Genomic DNA, 18,035 nt, shown 5'->3' on the forward strand with positions numbered 1-18,035 from the left:
GGAGAAGTAGTGCAACGTAATCTGTTCACCGAGGACCACGAGGCATTCCGCGAGCTCGCACGCGATTTCATCGAAAAGGAAGTCGTCCCTGCCTATCCCGAGTGGGAGAAGGGCGGCCGGATGCCCCGCGACGTCTTCAAGCACATGGGTGAACTCGGCATGCTCGGCATGGCGATCCCCGAGGAGTACGGCGGCGCGGGCATCGACGACTACCGGTACAACGTGGTGCTCCAGGAGGAGGCCGCCGGCGCCATGGTGACGTTGTCGACCGTGCGCACGCAGCTCGAGGTGATCCTGCCGTACTTCCTGCACTACGCGAATGAAGAACAGCGGCAGCGCTGGTTCCCCGGGCTGGCGGCGGGCACGCTGCTGACCGCGGTAGCGATGACCGAGCCGGGGACCGGGTCGGATCTGGCCGGCATGCGCACCACCGCGGTTCGCGACGGTGACGAGTACGTGCTCAACGGCGCAAAGACGTTCATCACCGGCGGTATCCAGGCCGATCTGGTGGTCGTGGTGGCCCGGACGTCCACCGACCCGGAGAACCGGCGCAAGGGGTTGACGCTGCTGGTCGTCGAGGACGGCATGGCGGGCTTCGAGCGGGGCCGCGAGCTGGAGAAGATGGGCTGCAAGGTGCAGGACACCGCGGAGCTGTCGTTCACGGATGTGCGGGTGCCGGTGGCCAACGTGTTGGGGGAGGAGGGCGAGGCGTTCAGCTACCTCGGCCACAACCTGGCCCAGGAGCGCCTGACCGTGGCCGTGGGTTCAGTGGCCCAGGCCCGCTCGGCCATCGCCGCGGCGATCGGCTACACCAAAGACCGCAAAGCGTTCGGCCAGCCGGTCGCGTCCTTCCAAAACACCAAGTTCGAACTGGCGGCGTGCTCGACAGAGGTCGAAGCGGCCCAGACGATGCTCGACCGGGCGGTGGCCCTGCACGTCGACGGCGAGCTGTCCGGTGCCGATGCGGCCCGGGTGAAACTGTTCTGCACCGAGATGCAGGCGCGGGTGATCGATCGTTGCCTGCAGCTCTTCGGCGGGTACGGCTACATGATGGAGTACCCCATCGCGCGGCTGTACACGGATGCCCGGGTGGCCCGCATCTACGCCGGGACCAGCGAGGTCATGAAGGTGATCATCGCGAAGTCGCTGGGGCTCTGAACGCGCCTATCCGTCGGTTGTGACGGCCGCAGGGAAGTTCTTTCCCTGAGATGCTTGTCACAGCGGCCAAACCAACTTACTGTGTGTTCACTAGGTTGGTTCGACGAAGGAGTCCGGTGGCTTCGGTTTCGGGTTTACAGGGGCAGTCCGAGGGCGCGAGGCCCTACGAGACGCTCCTGGCCAAGGGGGAAGACCGCAGGCAGCGGATACTTTCCGCAGCCGAGAAGCTGCTGGCGCGCAACGGTTGGCGCAACACCTCGCTGGCCCAGATCGCCAGGGAGGTCGGCGTCACCCCGGCCGGCCTGTTGCACCATTTCGAGTCCAAGGAGCAACTGCTCAACGCGGTACTCGATGCGCGCGACCACGACGACGACATCCACGCCGACCGCTCCGGTGATCTCGCTCAGGAGATCAAGCGGGTGGCCGAGCGTTTCGTCCGGGCGCCCGAGTTGGTCGGCACGTTCACGGTCCTGCTGGTGGAGAACATCCAACCCGACGCCCCACTGCACGATCGTTTGCTGGAACGACAGCAGGCGGCCCGCGACATCGTCGCCGACATCATCATCCGCGGCCAGCTCAGCGGCCGCTATCGCTCCGACTTCGACGCGGCCACCAAGGCCGTGGAAATCCTGGCATTCATCAATGGAATGGAGACCTCATGGCTACTCGATCCCTCGCTCCCGTTGACGGACGTGTTCAAGAGCTACGCGGAGATGCTGGGGCGGGATATCGAGCAGCCGGCCGGCCGCAACGGGGCGGCCGTCCAGTGAGATTGGAGGACGACATGCGGTATCGGCTTGATGTGGTTGCCCCCTGCGTGGTCGACGCGGTCCGGTTCGCCGGTGGCTGGCTGGTCGACCGGGTGATGGCAGGGTGGGATGTCACCGTGCTGATCGGTGCCGACGAGGATGTCCGTCCGCTGGCGATTCTCGGGGTGGAGACGATGCCCCTGGAGTCTGTGCTGGAGTCCTGGGAAGACCGCCCGCATCCGCAGACCGTCGCGGTGGCCGCCGATCTGTTCAATACCGATGAGCGCGTGCGGCGCGGTGTCCTGGGCGCGCTGGAGCAGGGTCACACCGAAGTGACATTGTGGGGCGACGAGTGTCCGGCGGACCTGAGCGTCGATCCCGTACGTCACGAACTATCCGCTGCCGCACGTGCTTTCAAGGCCCAGGCACTCGCGGCTGTCAACGATCCGGAGGCCAAGGTCGTCGGGACCACCGAGGCATTCCGGTGCGGCACGATGATCAGCCGCTCGGTGCCCGCTGACCTGATTCCGGCCAGCTGACGGAGCTTTTCTGCCGACCGCAGATCACTTTCTGCGCAGCGGAGTTCGACCCTGCGCACAGATCGTCGACACTGCGCACAGATCGCGAAAACCGCCAAATTCGCGATCTGTGCGCAGACTCGATGTCAAACGAGCACTAGACGAACGTGGGCATCGCGGCCCAGCCCCGCACCGCCGCAGTCTCCGACGGTTTGGCGTTGGCCCAGTCGACTTCCCATTCCGGGAAGCGCTTGAGGATCTCCTCCAAGGCGATGCGGCCTTCCAGCCGGGCAAGCGCGTTACCCATGCAGAAATGCGTACCCGCACCGAACGTCATGTGCGAGTGATGTTCCCGGTGGATGTCGAACACGTCACCGTCGGGCGCGAACCGGCGATGATCGCGATTGGCCGCGCCGACGAGCATCAGTATCGCCGAACCCTCCGGCACGGTCTGGCCGTAGTACTCGACGTCGCGGGAGACGTAGCGCGCGATCTGTAGGGCCGGCGGCTCCCATCGCAGGATCTCCTCGATCGCCTGCGGAATCAGGTCCGGGTTGTTCACCAGATCGCGACGCTGATCGGGATACTCGGCCAGTGTCTTGCCGGCCCAGCCGATCAGCCGGGTGGTGGTCTCGGAGCCGGCGGTGGCGATCACGGTCAGGTAGAGCAGCAACTCGTCGCGGCGTAGCGTGCGCACGGTGCCGGTCTCATCGGTGAACTCGGCGTTGAGCAGGTCGGTCATGATGTCGTCGGACGGGTGTTCGGTCCGCCAGTCGATGAACTCCGCGAACACTTCGCCGGTGGCCAGCGCGTCAACCGTCGTGCCCTGCAGGCTTGCTTCACCGTGGTCGGTGATGGCCCGCTGCCGGTCTTCGGGGATGCCCAGCAGCATGCCGATGACCCGCATCGGCATCTGCTCGCCGAGATCGTTGACGAAGTCGAACTTGTCCGTCCCGACCAGCGGATCGAGGCAGCGTGCGGTGAATTCGCGGATCTGCGGTTCCAGTGCCAGCACCTTGCGCGGGGTGAACACCCGCGACAGCAGGTTGCGGTGGATGTTGTGGATCGGTGGATCCTCGAAGATCAATGTTCCTGGCGGGATCTCCATGCCGGACTTGATGATCTCGAGCAGCGCACCGCGACCGGAGATGAACGTCTCGTGGTCGATGACGCCCTTGTTGACATCATCGAAGCGGCTCAATGCATAGAAGTCGTGCTGCTCGTTGTAGTAGAGCGGGGCTTCCTCCCTGATCCGGGCGAACACCGGGTAGGGGTTCATGTTGAGTTCGATGTTGTACGGGTCGTAGTACAGATCGGCTTCGGTCGACGTGGGCACGGCTGATCTCCTGACCAGATTGAATGGGCTGTGCACCTGCTTAGCAGGCTGAGGGTAGCCCGGTCAAGGATTCGGCCGTTCGCGGGTGGCCATGGATCGAATTCGCTACTGGCTGTTGCGGATTGAAGTGCCGATATGGCTACGAAACGATGTCTATCGGAATTACACTCCGCCGGGCTAGTGTAAATATCTGTCACAACGGCCGACGGGGGACTGATGACCGCTGAGGAGATCGTGCGCGCCGAGATCGCCGCATGGGGGCGCAACGACGTCGACGAAGTCATGAGTCACTTCGCCGACGGCGCCACATTCGACATCGGGCCCGACTGGCCCAAGCTCGCGGGGCGCGATGCGATCCACGAAATGATGAAGGGGTTCTTCGCCGGCGGGAAGTGTGTAGACCTCGAGATCCTGCACCTCGCCGTAGCCGGGGACGTCGTGTTGATGGAACGGCGCGATCACTGGATCGTGGACGGCAAGCAGATGAGCTGGCCGGTGATGGGCGCCTATGAGGTACAGGGCGAGAAGATCACGGCCTGGCGGGAGTACTTCTATCCGCCGAAGGACTCCTGAGCTCGATCACGACCTTGCCGACCGCTTTCCCGGAGGCTACTTCACGAAGCGCCGCGGCGGTCTCGGCCAGCGGATACACCGCACCGATGTGCGGGCGTACGGTCCCGGTGGCCAACAGTTCCCCTAGCTCCGCTTCGTTGCGGGTGAACTCGTCCGGGGCGATGTCCTGGAACTGGAAGCCGAGGACCTGAATCCCCTTGACCAGAACCAGATTGAGTGGAATCCGGGGGATGACACCCGAGGCGTAGCCGATCGTCACGAACCGGCCGCCGCGGTGCAACGCCCGCAGCGCCGGCTCGGACAGGTCGCCGCCGACCGGGTCGAGCACCGCGTGGGCGCCGTCGGGGAGTGCCTCTCGTAGTGCGGTGCGCAGGTCGCCCCGGGTGTGGTTGACGAGCGAGACCGCGCCGTATTGTTCTGCAATGGAGAGTTTTTCGTCCGATGATGCCACCGCGGTGACCCGAGCGCCGAGCGCCGTCGCGAGCTGCACGGCAGCCAGGCCCACACCACCGCCGGCTCCCAGCACGATCACGTCGTCGCCCGGTCGGGTCCGGGCCACGGATCGGAGCGTGTGATAGGCGGTGCGGTGGGCGACTCCGAAGGCTGCCGCGGTGCGGTCGTCCACGCCGTCGGGGATCCGGGCCAGTCCGGCAGTCGGGACACACACCTGTTCGGCGAACGCACCGAACAACCCGGTGCCGGTCACGTGGTCGCCGACGGTGAAACCGTCAGTGTCACCGGCTACTTCGGTCACCACCCCGGCGAACTCGCTACCCGGGATGAACGGTACGGGCACCGTGATCTGGTACTGATCGGCGACAAGCAGCACGTCGGGAAAGTTCACCGCGGCTGCACCGACCTGGACGCGTACCTGGCCGGACGCGATCGGGGGAGAGGGGAGTTCCTCGATGCGGACCACATCCGGTGGCCCGTACTCGGGGCAGACCGCGGCCTTCACCGGTAGTCGCTGGACTCGGCGAGTTCGGCGGCCGATGCCATCAAGTCGGTTACCACCGGCCCGAAGGCCAGCAGCTTCTCGTCGTTGCCGGCCCGCTGAAAACCCTGCTCCAACACGATCGCCAGCTTCCACTTGGCCAGCACCAGGTAGTAGTCGAGGTCGTCGACCTGACGTCCGGACACCTTCGCGTAGTGCGCGACGACGTCGTCACGAGAGGGCATCCCGCGCATGTCCACGTAGCCCATCTCGGACGGCTCGGGATTGTCGGGATCGGAAGGCCACGACTGCACCATCCAAGCCAGGTCCAGCTTCGGATCACCCACGGTGCCCATCTCCCAGTCCACGATGGCGGCCATGGTGGCCGGGGCGCCGTGGCGGTACATCACGTTGGCGAATTGATAGTCCCCGTGCATCAGGCCCGGGACGAAATCGAGGGGCTTGTGGGCCCGTAGCCAGTCCGTGGCCACCTCAAGCCCGGGCAACTCGCGGTTCTTGATCCGGTCGAGGAACCCGATCCAGCGGGAGACCTGGCGTTCATGGAAGCCGTCGGGCCGACCGAGATCACCCAGATCTCTGGCCTGCCAGTCGACCTTGGACAGCAGCGCGATGCCTTCGGCCAGCTGATAACTCAGTCCGGGCCGGGTACTCGGATCCGAGTTGAACGGTTCGGGCCAGCTCCCGTGGGTGTCCATCGGGGACCACCCGTCGACGAATCCCATCAGATAGAACGGCCGGCCCAGTACCTCTGGATCGGCACACACCCCGACCGCGGTCGTGTGTGGGACGTCTGTGCCGTCGAGCGCCTCGATGATGCGCCACTCCCGAAGGATGCCCTTGTCCCGGTCCGGCGGGGCCCCGGCCGGCGGCATGCGCAGGACGCAGGTGTGCTCGCCGCGGCGGATCTCGTAGATGACATTCTGGGTTCCGCCGGACAGGAAGCGGGCCTCCAGCGGCTCGCCCTTGCCCGCCAGCCCGGCGTTGTCCATCCAGTCGGCAAGGCGCGCGGTGTCAATCTCGCTCACAGATTGCCCACCTCAGCCTCCAGGAATTCGGCGTACTTCGCCTTCGCGGCTTCGCGCTTGCGGGGTATCCACTCGGTAGGCCAGGTATCGGTGGTCGGCTGATAGTCGCGCAAAACCTGCCGGGCAACCGTGGTCTTGTGCACCTCGGTCGGGCCGTCGGCCAACCCCATCACCGCGGCGCCGGTGACCATGCCCAGGAACGGCATTTCGTTGGTGACGCCGAGCGCGCCGTGGATCTGCATTGCCCGCCAGGCGATGTCGTGCAGAACGGTGGGCATCGCCACCTTGACCGCGGCGATGTCCTTGCGGACCTTCTTGTAGTCGTTGTACTTGTCGATCTCCCACGCGGTGTAGAGCACCATCAGCCGGAACTGCAGCAACTGGGCATAGGAGTCGGCGATGTAGCCCTGGACGAACTGCTTGTCGGACAGACGGCTGCCCTGCGTCTCACGGCTGAGGGCGCGTTCGCACATCATGTCGAGCGCCTTCTGAGCCAGGCCGATCGTGCGCATCGCGTGGTGAATCCGGCCTCCGCCCAACCGGGTCTGGGCGATCACGAACGCTTGCCCTTCGCCGCCCAGGAGTGCCTCGGCAGGTACCCGGACATTGTCATAGTGGATCAACGCATGGCTGCCGGCGTTGTCGGGTTCGCCGTACAGCCCGACGTTGCGGACGATCTCGACGCCGGGGGTGTCGGTGGGCACGAGGAACATCGACATGCCCTGGTAGGCGCTGACCTCAGGATTGGTGACCACCATGACGATCAGGAACGAGGCCGTTGCGGCGTTGGAGGAGAAGAACTTCCACCCGTTGATCACCCAGTCGTCCCCGTCGCGTACCGCGCTGGTGGTGAACAGTGTCGGGTCGGCACCGGCGTGCGGTTCGGTCATCGAATAGCAGGAGAACAACTCACCCTCGAGCAGCGGATGCAGGTACTGCTTCTTCTGCTCCTCGGTCCCGTAGTGCGCGATGATCTCGGCGTTTCCGGTATCGGGGGCCTGACAACCGAACACGATCGGAGCCCACTGCGAACGGCCGAGGATCTCGTTCAGCAGTGCCAGCTTGAGCTGTCCGTAGCCCTGCCCGCCGAGGTCCGGACCGAGATGCGTTGCCCAAAGCCCCTTTTCGCGCACCTGGGCCTTGAGAGGATCGATCGCCTCGCGACGCTTGCCCTCCAGCTGCGTGAACTGCAGGTGCGGCCAGGCCAGATCGAGCGGCTCGACCTGCTCGGTGACGAATTCGTCGGCCCAGTCCAGTAGTTCCTGATACTGCGGGTCGGTCTCGAAATCCCACGCCATCGGGGTCCTCCGATCTAGTTGTTGGTGGTGTTGAAGCCGGTGATCATCGCGTTGATGTCACGCGCGACGACGTCGGTGAACGAGCGGTGGCCGAAACCCCCGCCGGCCCAGTGCCGGACGCCCTCGCTGACCAGGATCTGGGCCAGCCGGGACAGGTGGGACACGTCGACGTGGGCGCCGAGCTTGCCGTCGGCCTGGGCCCGGCTGAACAACTCGCCGAACATGTCGGCGTCCTGGGTATCCGGATCGACGTCGCCGGCCAGGATCCGGTGCTCGTGCCGGTACCCCTCCAGGATCGTCTCGACGATCAGCTCGGGTGGATTACGCGCCATCGACCGCTCGAGGCTGCGCAGTGCCTCGGTGATGACAGCTGTCATGTCGTAGTCGCCGACAAGCAGCGATTTCACCCGCTTCTGCGCCAGCCGGGTGGAGGTCAGGCCCACCTCGAACAGCACATCCTCTTTGGCCGGGAAATAGAAGTAGAACAGGGCCCGGGACACCCCTGCGGCCCGGCAGATGTCGGCGACCGTGGTCTTCGCGTAGCCGTTGGTGCGCCAGAGTGCCATCGCGGCCTGCACCAGATCGCGCTTGGTCCGGTGCGAGCGGGCCCGTTGGAAAGACGCGCGACGTTGACTGCTGTCAGCAACATCGGTTGTGGTTGCCTTGGGCATATACGGCACTTTAGCAACGGATTCAGCTCTTGAAAATAGTTGACGTTTGTCTAACTATCTCCCTATGAACCAACCCCTGGACGGCCGTCGGATTCTGGTCACCGGCGGCTCCTCGGGTATCGGAATTCCTCGGGCCGAGATGGCGAAAGTCGTAGATCAGCAGATGAAGATGACGATCCCGCTGGGTGGCGCGCTGGGGGATCCGGCCCGCGACCTCGGGCCGGTTCTGGTGTTCCTGGCCAGCGACGGAGCGGGCTTCATCACCGGGCCAGTTGATCGCCGCCGACGGCAGACTGAGGATGCGCGGTGGCTAGTAGAGAATACTATTCTTGCTGCTTGTCGCTGATAGGTCGGGGTGCGTCGTTGACGCTTCACCGGTGCTGTGGAAATCTATCTATTCATAGATGAGAGCCACATTCTCATACGTGTGGCTGGAACGGGAGCAGCTGATGGCGATCGACCCAACCGGTATCGATTTTTTTCGCGATGAACGATTGGTCGACAACCCGTACCCGTTCTTCGAGGCGCTGCGGAACAAGTGCCCGGTAACCCGTGAAGACCACTACAACGTGACGATGGTGACCGGCTGGGACGAAGCCGTACAGGTCTACAACGACGAGGAGACCTTCTCGTCCTGCCTTTCGGTCACCGGGCCGTTCCCGGGGTTCCCGGTCCCGCTGGAGGGGCGCAGCGCCGAAGAGGTGACCGCGCTCATCGACAAGCACCGCAACGATCTGCCGTTCAGCGATCAGCTGCCGACGCTCGATCCGCCCACCCACACCGATCACCGCTCGCTGTTGATGCGGTTGATCACGCCCAAGCGCCTCAAGGAGAACGAGGACGCCATGTGGCAGTTGGCCGATGAAGTGCTCGACAGCTACCTGGCGCCGGGTGGGGGCGAGTTCATCAAGGGCTTCGCCGGCCCGTTCACGCTCCTGGTGATCGCCGACCTGCTCGGTATCCCGCCGGAGGATCGCGAAGGCTTCGTCAACGGCATCAAGCAGAACTCCGGCGGCGGAATCGGCAGCACCAGCAAGGAATCGCTGTCTCACAGCCCGCTGGAGTTCCTCTACGGACAGTTCTCCGACTACGTGTCGGATCGCCGGGCCAACCCCCGCGACGACGTCCTCACCGGCCTCGCCGAGGCCACGTTCCCGGACGGCAGCATCCCCGACGTCGGCGATGTCGCTCGGGTGGCGACCAATGTCTTCTCGGCCGGGCAGGAGACCACGGTGCGCCTGCTCAGCACCGCGCTGAAGGTCTTGGGTGAACAACCGGAGATCCAGCAGCGGCTTCGGGCCGACCGCAGTCTGATCCCGAACTTCATCGAGGAGGCGCTGCGGATCGAGAGCCCGGTCAAGGGTGACTTCCGGCTGTCGCGCTGCCCGGTGACGATCGGTGACACCGACTTGAATGCCGGCACCACGCTGATGGTGCTCAACGGTGCGGCCAACCGCGATCCGCGGCGCTTCGAGGATCCCGACACCTTCGACCCGGCGCGCAAGAATGCCCGCCAGCACCTGGCTTTCGGCCGCGGTATCCACAGCTGCCCCGGTGCCCCGCTGGCGCGCGCGGAGACCCGTGTCGGTATCGAGCGGTTGCTCGACCGGACCACCGACATCCGGATCTCCGAGGCCGAACACGGTTCGGACGGCGACCGGCGCTACAACTACATCCCCACCTTCATCCTGCGCGGGCTGACCGAGCTGCACCTGGAGTTCGACACCTGATGCGGGTCCAGGTTGACGAGGACCGTTGTGCCGGCCACGGCATGTGCCTGACGCTGTGTCCCGAGGTCTTCGAGATGTCGGACGATGGTTGGGCGGTGGCCGACCCGGAAGAAGTTCCCGCCGGCGTTGAGGGTGCGGCGCGTGAGGCGATAGAGAACTGCCCGGAGCGGGCGATCAGCGAAATAAAAGACTAGAGAGGGAGTTTCGACATGGCAGCTGCCAAGGGATACGTCATCATCACCGAGGACATCAAGGACCTGGCCGGGATGGGGGAGTACGCGAAGCTGGCGTCGAAGGCGATGGGCGGTGCCACGATCGTGGCCGTCGACCAGAAACCGGAAGTCATCGAGGGTGCCTGGCACGGCACCCAGACCGTCGTGCTGGAGTTCGAGTCGGTCGACGCCGCACGCGAGTGGTACTACTCCGACGCCTACCAGGCGGCAGCCAAGGTTCGCGCACGTGCGGCGGAGTGCAACGGCGTCATCCTCTCCGGCTTCCCTGCCTGATCGGCGGCCGCAGTGCGATACAGCATCACCTACCCGATGCACACTCACCCCTACCACCCGGACCTGGTGAGCGGCAGCGGAGTTGCGGCGATGGCGGCTGCGGCCGAAGCGGCGGGTTTCGATGGCTTCGGGTTCACCGACCATCCCGCTCCGTCACAACGCTGGCTCGACGCCGGCGGTCACGATGCGGTGGACCCGTTCGTGGCCATGGCCTTCGCCGCGGCACACACCACCACGCTGCGCCTGGTGCCGAACATCGTGGTGCTGCCGTATCGAAACCCGTTCGTGGTGGCCAAATCCGGCGCCACCCTGGACCTGCTGTCCGGCGGCCGGTTCACCCTGGCCGTCGGAGTCGGTTACCTCAAGCGGGAATTCGCCGCGCTCGGGGTTTCCTATGACGAGCGCGCTGCACTGTTCGACGAGGCGCTCGAAGTGATCCGCGGCATCTGGACCACTGACGATTACATCTTCGAGGGCAAGAACTTCAGTGCCCGCGGTATCACCGCGCACCCGCGGCCGGCGGCGCGCCCGCATCCGCCGATCTGGATCGGCGGCAATACGTCTGCCGCACGCGCACGCGTGGCCAGGCACGGCGACGGCTGGTGCCCGTTTGCCGCGCCGGCGGGTCTCGCCAAGACCGCGGGGACGGCGGCGATCGATTCACTGGAAGCCCTGGCCGCAGGCATCGAGGATCTGCGGGCGCGGTTGGCCGCGGCAGGTCGCGATCCGGACGGAATCGACATCGTGTTCAACAACTTTGAGGGCGGAAGCCCCGGCGATGACGACTTCGACGCCGAGGTCTACCTGGCCGGCGTGGACAAGCTCGCCGCACTGGGGGTGACCTGGCTGCACGTCACCCTGCCCGGTGACAGTCTGGCGCATGCGCTGGAGGCCGCCGAGAAATTCGGGAAGACGGTTATCGCCGCTTAGCCTGCGCCACCGATTTCCACACCCGGGTCGTGCTTCATCGTTCGAAACGACCCGGGCGTCGAAAACGGCGCGGTGAGGCAGGGAATCAGGCCGGCGAATCAGGCCGGTGTCAGCGCGGCGATCGGCGTGGTCGTCGTGGCGTGCACCAGCAGCTCGGCCAGCTCGCGCGGACGGCTCAAGAACGGCGAGTGCGATGCGTCGATGGTCAGCTGTTCGACACCGAGACGTTGGGTGACGGTGTCGGCCAGCCATTGCGGCATCGAGCGGTCCTGCAGGCAACGGATGAAGCTGCGAGGCAGATCGGCCGCCCAGAACTGCGGCACCGACACCGGCGTGACCGTGGTGTCACCGAATCGCTCGGGCCCGAGGCGATCGAAAGCCCAACGGGCCGTTGCCTCGTCGCAGTCGTGGTAGAAGTAACGCCACGCCCCGTCGAAGTCGGCGAAGTGCATCGCGCCTTCCTCGTCGAAATGCAGGTAACCCAGCATCTCGCCGACATCACCGTCGAACTCGCCACCCAATTCGTCCTCAGCCGAACGCATGGCCATGGCCTCGGGATACGTCCGGCCCTCTCTGGGCAGTGCCGCGGCCAGATACACGATGTGGCCCACCAGTTCCGGGGCCGCATCGGCGGCCAGGGTGGCGTCGAACCCGCCGCCGGAATGTCCGACCAGCACATCCCCGGGCTGCATCACCTCGACGATCGCGGCGCGGCGGTTGGCCAGGGTTGATTCCTCGGCTACCCGGGCGCCGTGGCCGGGCAGGTCCACCGCGACGCCGTCGTGTCCCAGGCTCTGCAACTCGGCGACGGTCCGCTCCCAGCACCAGGCCGCATGAAAACCGCCGTGTACGAAGACGAACCGCACGCCTACTCGTCCTTGATCGAGATGGCCTGTCGGGGACACTGCCGTACCGCTTCGCGGATCAGCGCCTCGTTCTCGGGCGTTACATCCTCCTGAAGGATGTGGAGGTAGTCCTGATCGTCGAGCTCGAACACTTCGGGGATGATCCCCATGCAGACTGCGTTGCTCTCGCAGATCTCGAAGTCGACGTGAACTTTCTTGGTCATCGCAGAACCTTGACCGGCACATGCGAGTAGCCCGCCACATTCTGCATGTGAACCCGCTGCAGCTGATCCCATTTCACTTCGTAGCGGGGCATGAAGTCGAGCAGCTTCTCCAGCGCGACGGCGCTCTCCATGCGGGCCAGCGCGGCCCCCAGACAGCTGTGGATGCCGTAGCCCAGCCCCAAGTTCTGGGCCTCGGTGCGGTCGCGCTCGATGTCGAAGGTGTCGGCATCGGTGAACGCGTCGGGATCGCGGTTGGCCGCGGCACTGATCAGGAACACCGCCTTGCCCGCCGGGATGGTGCCGCTGGGCACGTGGGCTTCCTTGAGGGTGTAGCGGACGTTGTACTGCACAGGACCCTCGTAGCGGAGCAACTCCTCGACCGCCGCCGGGACCTTCTCGCGGTCGTCGAGCAGTTTCTGCCACTGCTCGGGGTTGCGGGCGAACAGCACCATCGCGGTACCGACGAGCTTGGTGACGGTCTCAGCGCCGGCACCACCGAGAAGGGTGGCGAACCCGGTGATCTCGATGTCGTCGAGGCGGCGCATCTGACCGTCCTCGCCGGGGATCTCCGCGGCGATCAGCCGGCTGATCATGTCGTCCTGCGGGTCCTCGCGGCGCTTCTGCACCAGCCCGTAGTAGTAGATGCCGGTGTCGATGTTGGCCTGCATGCCGGCCTCCGAGTAACCGATCTGGCCGGGTTCGCGGGACAGACTGGTGTCGATCCAGTGCCGGACCTGCTGGCGGTACTCCGGGTCGACGCCGGCCATCCGGGTGATGACCTCGACCGGGAACGGACCCGAGAAATCCTGGACCACATCGAATTCGTCGGAATCGATCAATCCGAGGTGGTAGTCGATCTGTTCCACCACCGTGTCGCGCTGGGACTGGATCATGCGTGGGGTGAATGCCTTGTTCAGCAGGCTGCGCATGTGCCGGTGATCGGGCGGATCCATGAAGATGATCGATTTCTGCGGCGGCTCGTCGCTTTGCACCATGGCCAGATCGCAGCCACGCGAGGAGGAGAACGCCTCGTGATCCTTCAATGCCGCCGACACGTCCTCATGCCGGGTCAGGGCATAGAAGTCGGAGTCCTCGTTGTAGTACAGCGGCGCGTCCTGGCGCATCCGCCGGTACATGTCGAACGGGTTGTTGAAGAACTCCTCGGAGAACGGATCGAAGATCACCTGGGCCTTGGTCATTGGCTGGCTCCTCCTTCGCGGCGGGCTGGGCCGGAAGTGTCGTGAAACGTTACGGGAAACTGTTGAACTGTAACGCTAACAGTAATCCTTTTGGTGGTGTTTGAAAAGCGCAAAATGGCTGCTGATCAGGTCGTGACGGCAGGCTGGGGTCACTTGAGTGCGGCGTCGAGCAGGCCCTCGAGCCGGCCCAGGTCGCTGTCCAGTTCAGACGCGGTTTTGCGCACCACGGCCACGTCTTTGCCGATGAACTCGCCGACCCGCGCGATGAAGGCGTCCGCCGAGCCGGTGGCGGCGATACCGCCCAGCGCGCGGCTTGCCGCGCTGCCGTGGGTGAGCGCGGTCAGCAGTGTCGCCTCGTCGATGCCCAGGCGATCGCCCAGGCGCACGCCCTCGGCCACGGCGCCGATCTGCGCGGCGAACAACGCGTTGTTCACCAGCTTCACCCGCTGTCCGGCGCCGACCGGGCCGACGTGCAGTACCGGATCGGCGTAGGACGTCAGCACCTCGCGGGCCCGCGCCACTGCCTCCTCGTCACCGCCGGCGAACACCGTGACAGTCCCGGCCGCGATGTCGTGCGGTCCGCCGCTGACCGGGGCGTCGACGACAGCGATGCCGCGGGCGGCCCCGCGCTCCGCGAGGATCTCGGCAGTGCGGGGGCTGCCGGTGGTGTGCAGCACGAGCACCGAACCTGGCGGCATCTCGTCGATCAGATCCGGGCAGAGTTGCCGGACCTGTTCATCGGTGAACACACAGACGATCGTGACGTCGGCGTCGGCGACCGCCTCGTTCGGCGTGGCCGCCGGCTCGGCGCCGAGTTCGGCTACCGCAGCGCGCTTTTCGTCGTCGCGGCCCAAGGCCCGCACGCGGTGTCCGGCGTCGGTCAGGCGGCGCACCATCGGAGCGCCCATCCGGCCGGCGCCGATGAAACCGACGCGCATCAGCGGGGATGGTTCATGATGGCGAGGGCATTGTCCGCCGCGTCGAAGACTGCCCCCTGCGGGGCCGAGGCATCGTCGGCCAGGCTGGCGGCGTGCCTGCAGTCCTTCTGCAGCAGCGCCCCGGCGATCGGCGCCAGGTTGTCCAGCGTCCCGCCGAACATGGCGATGCTGTTGAGCGCCTTACTGGTGGCCGAGCCGCGCGAGATCACCTCGCACAACGCCTGGCGCGGAACCCCCAGCGCCTCACCGAGTTCCAGCGCACTCATGGCGGCACCCAGGTTGGCGCTGAACAGCAGGTTGTTCAGGATCTTGGCGACCTGGCCGGCACCGATCCCGCCGAGGTGCACGATCGGGTCGGCATAGGTGGCGAACACCGGCCGCACTCGCTCGACAACCTCCTCGTCGCCGCCGACCATCACCAGCAGGGTGCCGGCCGAGGCGGCGGGCTCGCCGCCGCTCACCGGGGCGTCGACGACGGAAATGCCCTGGGCGGCAGCCTTTTCTGCGATCTCGCGGCAGGTGTCGGGGTGCACCGTGGAGTGGATGGCGATAACGCCGCCCGAAGCCAGTCCGGCCAGCACACCGTTCTCGCCGTCTAGTACCTGGCGGACGTCGTCGTCGCCGACCACACACAGGCAGACCAGATCGCTGGCGGCGGCCAGTTCGGCGGGGGAGCCCGCGGTCTTGGCCCCGGTGTCGGCGAACGGTTCGAGGGACGCCGGGCGCCGGGCCCACAGGGTGGTCTCGAAGCCGCCTTCGACGATCCGCCGGGCCATCGGCGCGCCCTGGCTGCCCAGCCCGATAAATCCGACTCGCATCAACCTGCCTCCACTTCCACTTCGGTGCGCGCGCTGTCGGCGACGCACTCATCGGCGAACGACAACACCTTGCCGTGATAACTCGCGGCGGTCAGCCCCACACTGAGGTTGTGCCCGCTGTCGGCGAGCTCACCGGTCTGGACCCGGGGCGAGGCGGTGAACATCGCACCGATCCCGGCCAGTGCCTCGGCATCGGACTCCCACACGTTCTCGTACTCGCCGGCAAGGAACTGCACCGGCACTGTCGTCTGTCCGGCCAGCGCCGGAAAGTCCTGCCGCGCCCAGCTTTTGATGACATCACCCTCGTACGCGGTGCCGCCCGCGGACAACCCGGCGCCGATCACGTTCGACGGGTAGAGCCGGGCCGGCTCCCACAGCAGCTCACGCAGACCGCGCGGCCGGTTCACTGGTGAGGCGTCCTTCAGCAGCTCTTGTGCACCCGGGTGATACCGGCGGCCGGTGCCGGCCAGTGACACTCCGAGCACCTCGGGCCGTTGCACCGCGAGGTACAGGGCCAGCTCGCAGCCCATCGAATGGCCCAGTACGAACAGGCCCGCCGCACCGGCGATGCGCTGGATTGCGCCGAACGCCAGCGCGACCCGCTGTTCAGGCCGCGCCATGGCGTCGGGATAGGCCGCCGATGCGCCATAGCCCGGGCGGTCCAGGGCGATGACCGTGTAGCCCCGGTCGACAGCGATGCGCACCAGCGACAGCTCCGGATGCCCGGGGCAGTCGAAGTAGGCCGACGTGGTGGCCCCGCCGTGCAATGCGACGACGACGGCGCGCGGGTCGGGGGACTCGGCGACCAGAGCTGACATCGGGACGCCGTCGACCATCACCACCCGGGGGTGCGGATCGGCCTTGCTCGCCGTCGGTGTCACGGCCTAGTCGTCCCTGCGCATCAGCAGCACACCACTCGGGGTCAGGCCGCCGCTGCTGGCCACCGCGACACGGGCATCGGCGACCTGACGCTCGCCCGCCTCGCCGCGCAGTTGGGTGACGGCCTCGTGGATCAGGCCCATCCCGTGGGTGCGGCCGTGCGAGAGCTGCCCGCCGTGGGTGTTGAGTGGGATGAGGCCGTCGCGGGCGATATTGTGGCCGCCGTCGAGGAAGTCCTTGGCCTCTCCGATGCCGCAGAAGCCCAGCCCTTCCAGCCAGGAAAGACAGTTGAAGCTGAATCCGTCATAGAGCTCGGCGACATCGACATCGCTGGGGCGCAACGAGGTTCGCGACCACATGTGCGCGCTCTGGCCGAGTACCTGCGGTTCGTGGGTCAGCGTGGTCTGGTCCCAGTCGAGCCGCTCGATGATCTGGGTGCCCACCGCCTCGAACAGGATCGGCGGCTTGGCCAGATCGCGCGCGGCATCGACGGCCGAGACGATCACCGCCACTGCGCCGTCGCACGGTACGTCGCAGTCGTAGAGGCCGAACGGCGTGGTGATCATGCGGGCCGACAGGTAGTCGTCCATGGTCAGGGGATCGCGGTAGATGGCGGTCGGGTTCAGTGCGGCGTTGGCGCGCTGGTTGAGTGCGATCCAGCCGAGGGTCTCCCGCGTCGTGCCGTACCGGTCGAAGTGACGACCGGCGTTCTGCGCCAAGGTGTGTGCGGCCGAGGTCGACCCGAACGGATGCTGCCAATTGTCGCTGCGGCCACCCATCGGAGGGGACATCTTGCCCTCCTTGACCAGCTGACCGAAGGTGGCCTCCCACAGCGTGCGGAAGCACAAGACGTGCTTGGCCATTCCGGTGGCGACCGCCATCATGGCCGCGATCACCGAGCCGCCGGGGCCGAAGGTATCCATGCCGCCGTTGATCCAGGTCGGCCGGAGCCCGAGTGCGCCCTCCAGCGCGGTCACGCCGCCTTCGCCCATGCCCGCGATTGCCAACCCCGGGTAAGTCGACAGGCCGTCGATGTCGTCGAACGTCAATCCGGCATCGGCGACCGCTTTTTCGGCGGCATCGATGGTCAGTGACAGCGGCGGCACCATCTGGCGACGACCGATCTTGGACATCCCGATCCCGGTGATGGCCGAGTGGTCCTCGAACTTCTCCTTGGTCAGCATCGGCCGGACGTATTTGGCGACGTCCTGGGGCGCGACGGGTTCGGCGACCGGCGGGGTTGCGGTGGTGTCGGCCGACGGCTTGAACACCGGCAGCCAGACATCCTCGATGTGCTGGAAGTCGACCTCCACCGGCATCCCGAGCTTGAGGTCGTCGAAATCGCACTCGACGATGTTGGTCGTCAGCCGGACTCGGGGGTCCTCGGCGATGGCCACCTCGGCCACCACGTACGGCGGGGGCAGATCGGGGAAACCGAACCGGTGATTGACCGTGAACCCCGCCAGCGAGGCACGGCCGGACACGTCGCGCACACCCATGTTGCGGCTGCGGCAGTAGCGACAGACCGGCTGTGGCGGATGGATGAGGGCGCTGCAGTCCTGGCACTCCTGGATTCGCAGCACCCCGTCGGCGCCCGCGGTCCAGAAGTACTCGTTGAGCGCGGTGACCGTCGGGAGCGGACGCCCCGGTATCTGTGACAACTCGACTCCGGTGGTAAGCGGG

Annotated in this window: 20 protein-coding genes and 1 pseudogene; 9 read left to right on the plus strand and 12 right to left on the minus strand. The window is 66.1% G+C overall.

The window, feature by feature from the left end:
- Positions 1–9: 9 nt before the first annotated feature.
- The 3 genes from ACWEFV_RS25975 to ACWEFV_RS25985 all read left to right on the plus strand — a co-directional run bounded on the left by ACWEFV_RS25975 (position 10) and on the right by ACWEFV_RS25985 (position 2,446).
- Positions 10–1,158, plus strand: coding sequence for an acyl-CoA dehydrogenase family protein (locus ACWEFV_RS25975; protein ID WP_450072277.1), 1,149 nt, complete (start codon positions 10–12; stop codon positions 1,156–1,158).
- Between the two features lie 116 nt (positions 1,159–1,274).
- The gene (locus tag ACWEFV_RS25980; protein WP_135456784.1) at positions 1,275–1,928 is read left to right on the plus strand and encodes a TetR/AcrR family transcriptional regulator; all 654 of its coding nucleotides are present in this window, start codon (positions 1,275–1,277) and stop codon (positions 1,926–1,928) included.
- A 14-nt stretch (positions 1,929–1,942) separates the two neighbouring features.
- A complete protein-coding gene (locus ACWEFV_RS25985; RefSeq protein ID WP_044524118.1) occupies positions 1,943–2,446 on the plus strand; it encodes a hypothetical protein in 504 nt (167 codons plus the stop codon).
- A gap of 136 nt (positions 2,447–2,582) precedes the next feature.
- On the opposite strand, the gene ACWEFV_RS25990 is transcribed toward ACWEFV_RS25985, so the two are convergent.
- On the minus strand, positions 2,583–3,704 hold the full coding sequence (locus tag ACWEFV_RS25990) for a cytochrome P450 (RefSeq protein ID WP_286175318.1): 1,122 nt from the start codon (positions 3,702–3,704) through the stop codon (positions 2,583–2,585).
- Positions 3,705–3,977: 273 nt separating this feature from the next.
- Between ACWEFV_RS25990 and ACWEFV_RS25995 the strand changes: the two genes are divergently transcribed.
- Complete coding sequence (locus tag ACWEFV_RS25995; RefSeq protein WP_135456780.1) at positions 3,978–4,334, plus strand: limonene-1,2-epoxide hydrolase family protein; 357 nt, start codon at positions 3,978–3,980, stop codon at positions 4,332–4,334.
- Here the strand turns inward: ACWEFV_RS25995 and ACWEFV_RS26000 are convergent.
- The 4 genes from ACWEFV_RS26000 to ACWEFV_RS26015 are packed head-to-tail and all read right to left on the minus strand — an operon-like array spanning position 4,291 to position 8,283.
- A complete protein-coding gene (locus ACWEFV_RS26000) occupies positions 4,291–5,292 on the minus strand; it encodes an NADPH:quinone oxidoreductase family protein (RefSeq protein ID WP_135456778.1) in 1,002 nt (333 codons plus the stop codon). The two genes, ACWEFV_RS25995 and ACWEFV_RS26000, sit on opposite strands and share 44 nt — an antisense overlap.
- Complete coding sequence (locus ACWEFV_RS26005) at positions 5,289–6,278, minus strand: phosphotransferase family protein (RefSeq protein ID WP_135460184.1); 990 nt, start codon at positions 6,276–6,278, stop codon at positions 5,289–5,291. Before ACWEFV_RS26005 ends, ACWEFV_RS26000 begins: the two co-directional genes overlap by 4 nt.
- Positions 6,279–6,310: 32 nt before the next feature.
- Complete coding sequence (locus ACWEFV_RS26010) at positions 6,311–7,612, minus strand: acyl-CoA dehydrogenase family protein (RefSeq protein ID WP_135456776.1); 1,302 nt, start codon at positions 7,610–7,612, stop codon at positions 6,311–6,313.
- A gap of 14 nt (positions 7,613–7,626) precedes the next feature.
- Entirely contained in the window at positions 7,627–8,283 is a 657-nt protein-coding gene (locus ACWEFV_RS26015) for a TetR/AcrR family transcriptional regulator (protein WP_210115552.1), read from the minus strand.
- Between the two features lie 98 nt (positions 8,284–8,381).
- Here ACWEFV_RS26015 and ACWEFV_RS26020 point away from each other — a divergent pair.
- From ACWEFV_RS26020 to ACWEFV_RS26040, 5 genes and pseudogenes are all read left to right on the plus strand, one after another.
- A pseudogene (locus ACWEFV_RS26020) lies at positions 8,382–8,597 on the plus strand (short-chain dehydrogenase); the annotation flags it as partial.
- A gap of 135 nt (positions 8,598–8,732) precedes the next feature.
- Positions 8,733–10,013, plus strand: a complete 1,281-nt coding sequence (locus ACWEFV_RS26025; protein ID WP_135460182.1) for a cytochrome P450 — start codon at positions 8,733–8,735, stop codon at positions 10,011–10,013.
- Entirely contained in the window at positions 10,013–10,207 is a 195-nt protein-coding gene (locus ACWEFV_RS26030) for a ferredoxin (protein WP_135456774.1), read from the plus strand. The genes ACWEFV_RS26025 and ACWEFV_RS26030 overlap by 1 nt, the downstream gene beginning before the upstream one ends.
- A gap of 15 nt (positions 10,208–10,222) precedes the next feature.
- Positions 10,223–10,519, plus strand: coding sequence for a DUF1330 domain-containing protein (locus tag ACWEFV_RS26035; protein ID WP_135456772.1), 297 nt, complete (start codon positions 10,223–10,225; stop codon positions 10,517–10,519).
- 12 nt (positions 10,520–10,531) lie between these two features.
- Complete coding sequence (locus ACWEFV_RS26040) at positions 10,532–11,449, plus strand: LLM class F420-dependent oxidoreductase (RefSeq protein WP_135456770.1); 918 nt, start codon at positions 10,532–10,534, stop codon at positions 11,447–11,449.
- Positions 11,450–11,547: 98 nt separating this feature from the next.
- On the opposite strand, the gene ACWEFV_RS26045 is transcribed toward ACWEFV_RS26040, so the two are convergent.
- From ACWEFV_RS26045 to ACWEFV_RS26075, 7 genes are all read right to left on the minus strand, one after another.
- Positions 11,548–12,315 (minus strand): alpha/beta fold hydrolase, encoded by a 768-nt coding sequence (locus ACWEFV_RS26045; protein WP_135456768.1) that lies wholly within the window; start codon positions 12,313–12,315, stop codon positions 11,548–11,550.
- A gap of 2 nt (positions 12,316–12,317) precedes the next feature.
- Complete coding sequence (locus ACWEFV_RS26050) at positions 12,318–12,518, minus strand: ferredoxin (protein ID WP_135456767.1); 201 nt, start codon at positions 12,516–12,518, stop codon at positions 12,318–12,320.
- On the minus strand, positions 12,515–13,717 hold the full coding sequence (locus ACWEFV_RS26055) for a cytochrome P450 (protein ID WP_450072278.1): 1,203 nt from the start codon (positions 13,715–13,717) through the stop codon (positions 12,515–12,517). The genes ACWEFV_RS26050 and ACWEFV_RS26055 overlap by 4 nt, the downstream gene beginning before the upstream one ends.
- A 149-nt stretch (positions 13,718–13,866) precedes the next feature.
- Entirely contained in the window at positions 13,867–14,655 is a 789-nt protein-coding gene (locus ACWEFV_RS26060; protein ID WP_450072279.1) for an NAD(P)-dependent oxidoreductase, read from the minus strand.
- Positions 14,655–15,473, minus strand: coding sequence for an NAD(P)-dependent oxidoreductase (locus tag ACWEFV_RS26065; RefSeq protein WP_450072280.1), 819 nt, complete (start codon positions 15,471–15,473; stop codon positions 14,655–14,657). The genes ACWEFV_RS26060 and ACWEFV_RS26065 overlap by 1 nt, the downstream gene beginning before the upstream one ends.
- Entirely contained in the window at positions 15,473–16,309 is an 837-nt protein-coding gene (locus tag ACWEFV_RS26070) for an alpha/beta fold hydrolase (protein ID WP_450072318.1), read from the minus strand. The genes ACWEFV_RS26065 and ACWEFV_RS26070 overlap by 1 nt, the downstream gene beginning before the upstream one ends.
- Positions 16,310–16,357: 48 nt before the next feature.
- On the minus strand, positions 16,358–18,013 hold the full coding sequence (locus ACWEFV_RS26075) for a thiolase C-terminal domain-containing protein (RefSeq protein WP_450072281.1): 1,656 nt from the start codon (positions 18,011–18,013) through the stop codon (positions 16,358–16,360).
- Between the last annotated feature and the right edge of the window lie 22 nt (positions 18,014–18,035).

This window comes from Mycobacterium sp. NPDC004974 (genome assembly GCF_053600815.1).

What these genes read in the sequence shown, in the direction of transcription:
- ACWEFV_RS26025 (WP_135460182.1), top strand. Translation starts at nt 8,733, where the DNA reads ATGGCGATCGACCCAACCGGTATCGATTTTTTTCGCGATGAACGATTG.
- ACWEFV_RS26070 (WP_450072318.1), bottom strand. Translation starts at nt 16,309, where the DNA reads ATGGTCGACGGCGTCCCGATGTCAGCTCTGGTCGCCGAGTCCCCCGAC.
- ACWEFV_RS26050 (WP_135456767.1), bottom strand. Translation starts at nt 12,518, where the DNA reads ATGACCAAGAAAGTTCACGTCGACTTCGAGATCTGCGAGAGCAACGCA.
- ACWEFV_RS26035 (WP_135456772.1), top strand. Translation starts at nt 10,223, where the DNA reads ATGGCAGCTGCCAAGGGATACGTCATCATCACCGAGGACATCAAGGAC.
- ACWEFV_RS26065 (WP_450072280.1), bottom strand. Translation starts at nt 15,473, where the DNA reads ATGCGAGTCGGATTTATCGGGCTGGGCAGCCAGGGCGCGCCGATGGCC.
- ACWEFV_RS26055 (WP_450072278.1), bottom strand. Translation starts at nt 13,717, where the DNA reads ATGACCAAGGCCCAGGTGATCTTCGATCCGTTCTCCGAGGAGTTCTTC.
- ACWEFV_RS25995 (WP_135456780.1), top strand. Translation starts at nt 3,978, where the DNA reads ATGACCGCTGAGGAGATCGTGCGCGCCGAGATCGCCGCATGGGGGCGC.
- ACWEFV_RS26005 (WP_135460184.1), bottom strand. Translation starts at nt 6,278, where the DNA reads ATGGACAACGCCGGGCTGGCGGGCAAGGGCGAGCCGCTGGAGGCCCGC.
- ACWEFV_RS26030 (WP_135456774.1), top strand. Translation starts at nt 10,013, where the DNA reads ATGCGGGTCCAGGTTGACGAGGACCGTTGTGCCGGCCACGGCATGTGC.
- ACWEFV_RS26015 (WP_210115552.1), bottom strand. Translation starts at nt 8,283, where the DNA reads ATGCCCAAGGCAACCACAACCGATGTTGCTGACAGCAGTCAACGTCGC.
- ACWEFV_RS26010 (WP_135456776.1), bottom strand. Translation starts at nt 7,612, where the DNA reads ATGGCGTGGGATTTCGAGACCGACCCGCAGTATCAGGAACTACTGGAC.
- ACWEFV_RS25985 (WP_044524118.1), top strand. Translation starts at nt 1,943, where the DNA reads ATGCGGTATCGGCTTGATGTGGTTGCCCCCTGCGTGGTCGACGCGGTC.
- ACWEFV_RS25990 (WP_286175318.1), bottom strand. Translation starts at nt 3,704, where the DNA reads ATGAACCCCTACCCGGTGTTCGCCCGGATCAGGGAGGAAGCCCCGCTC.
- ACWEFV_RS26060 (WP_450072279.1), bottom strand. Translation starts at nt 14,655, where the DNA reads ATGCGCGTCGGTTTCATCGGCGCCGGCCGGATGGGCGCTCCGATGGTG.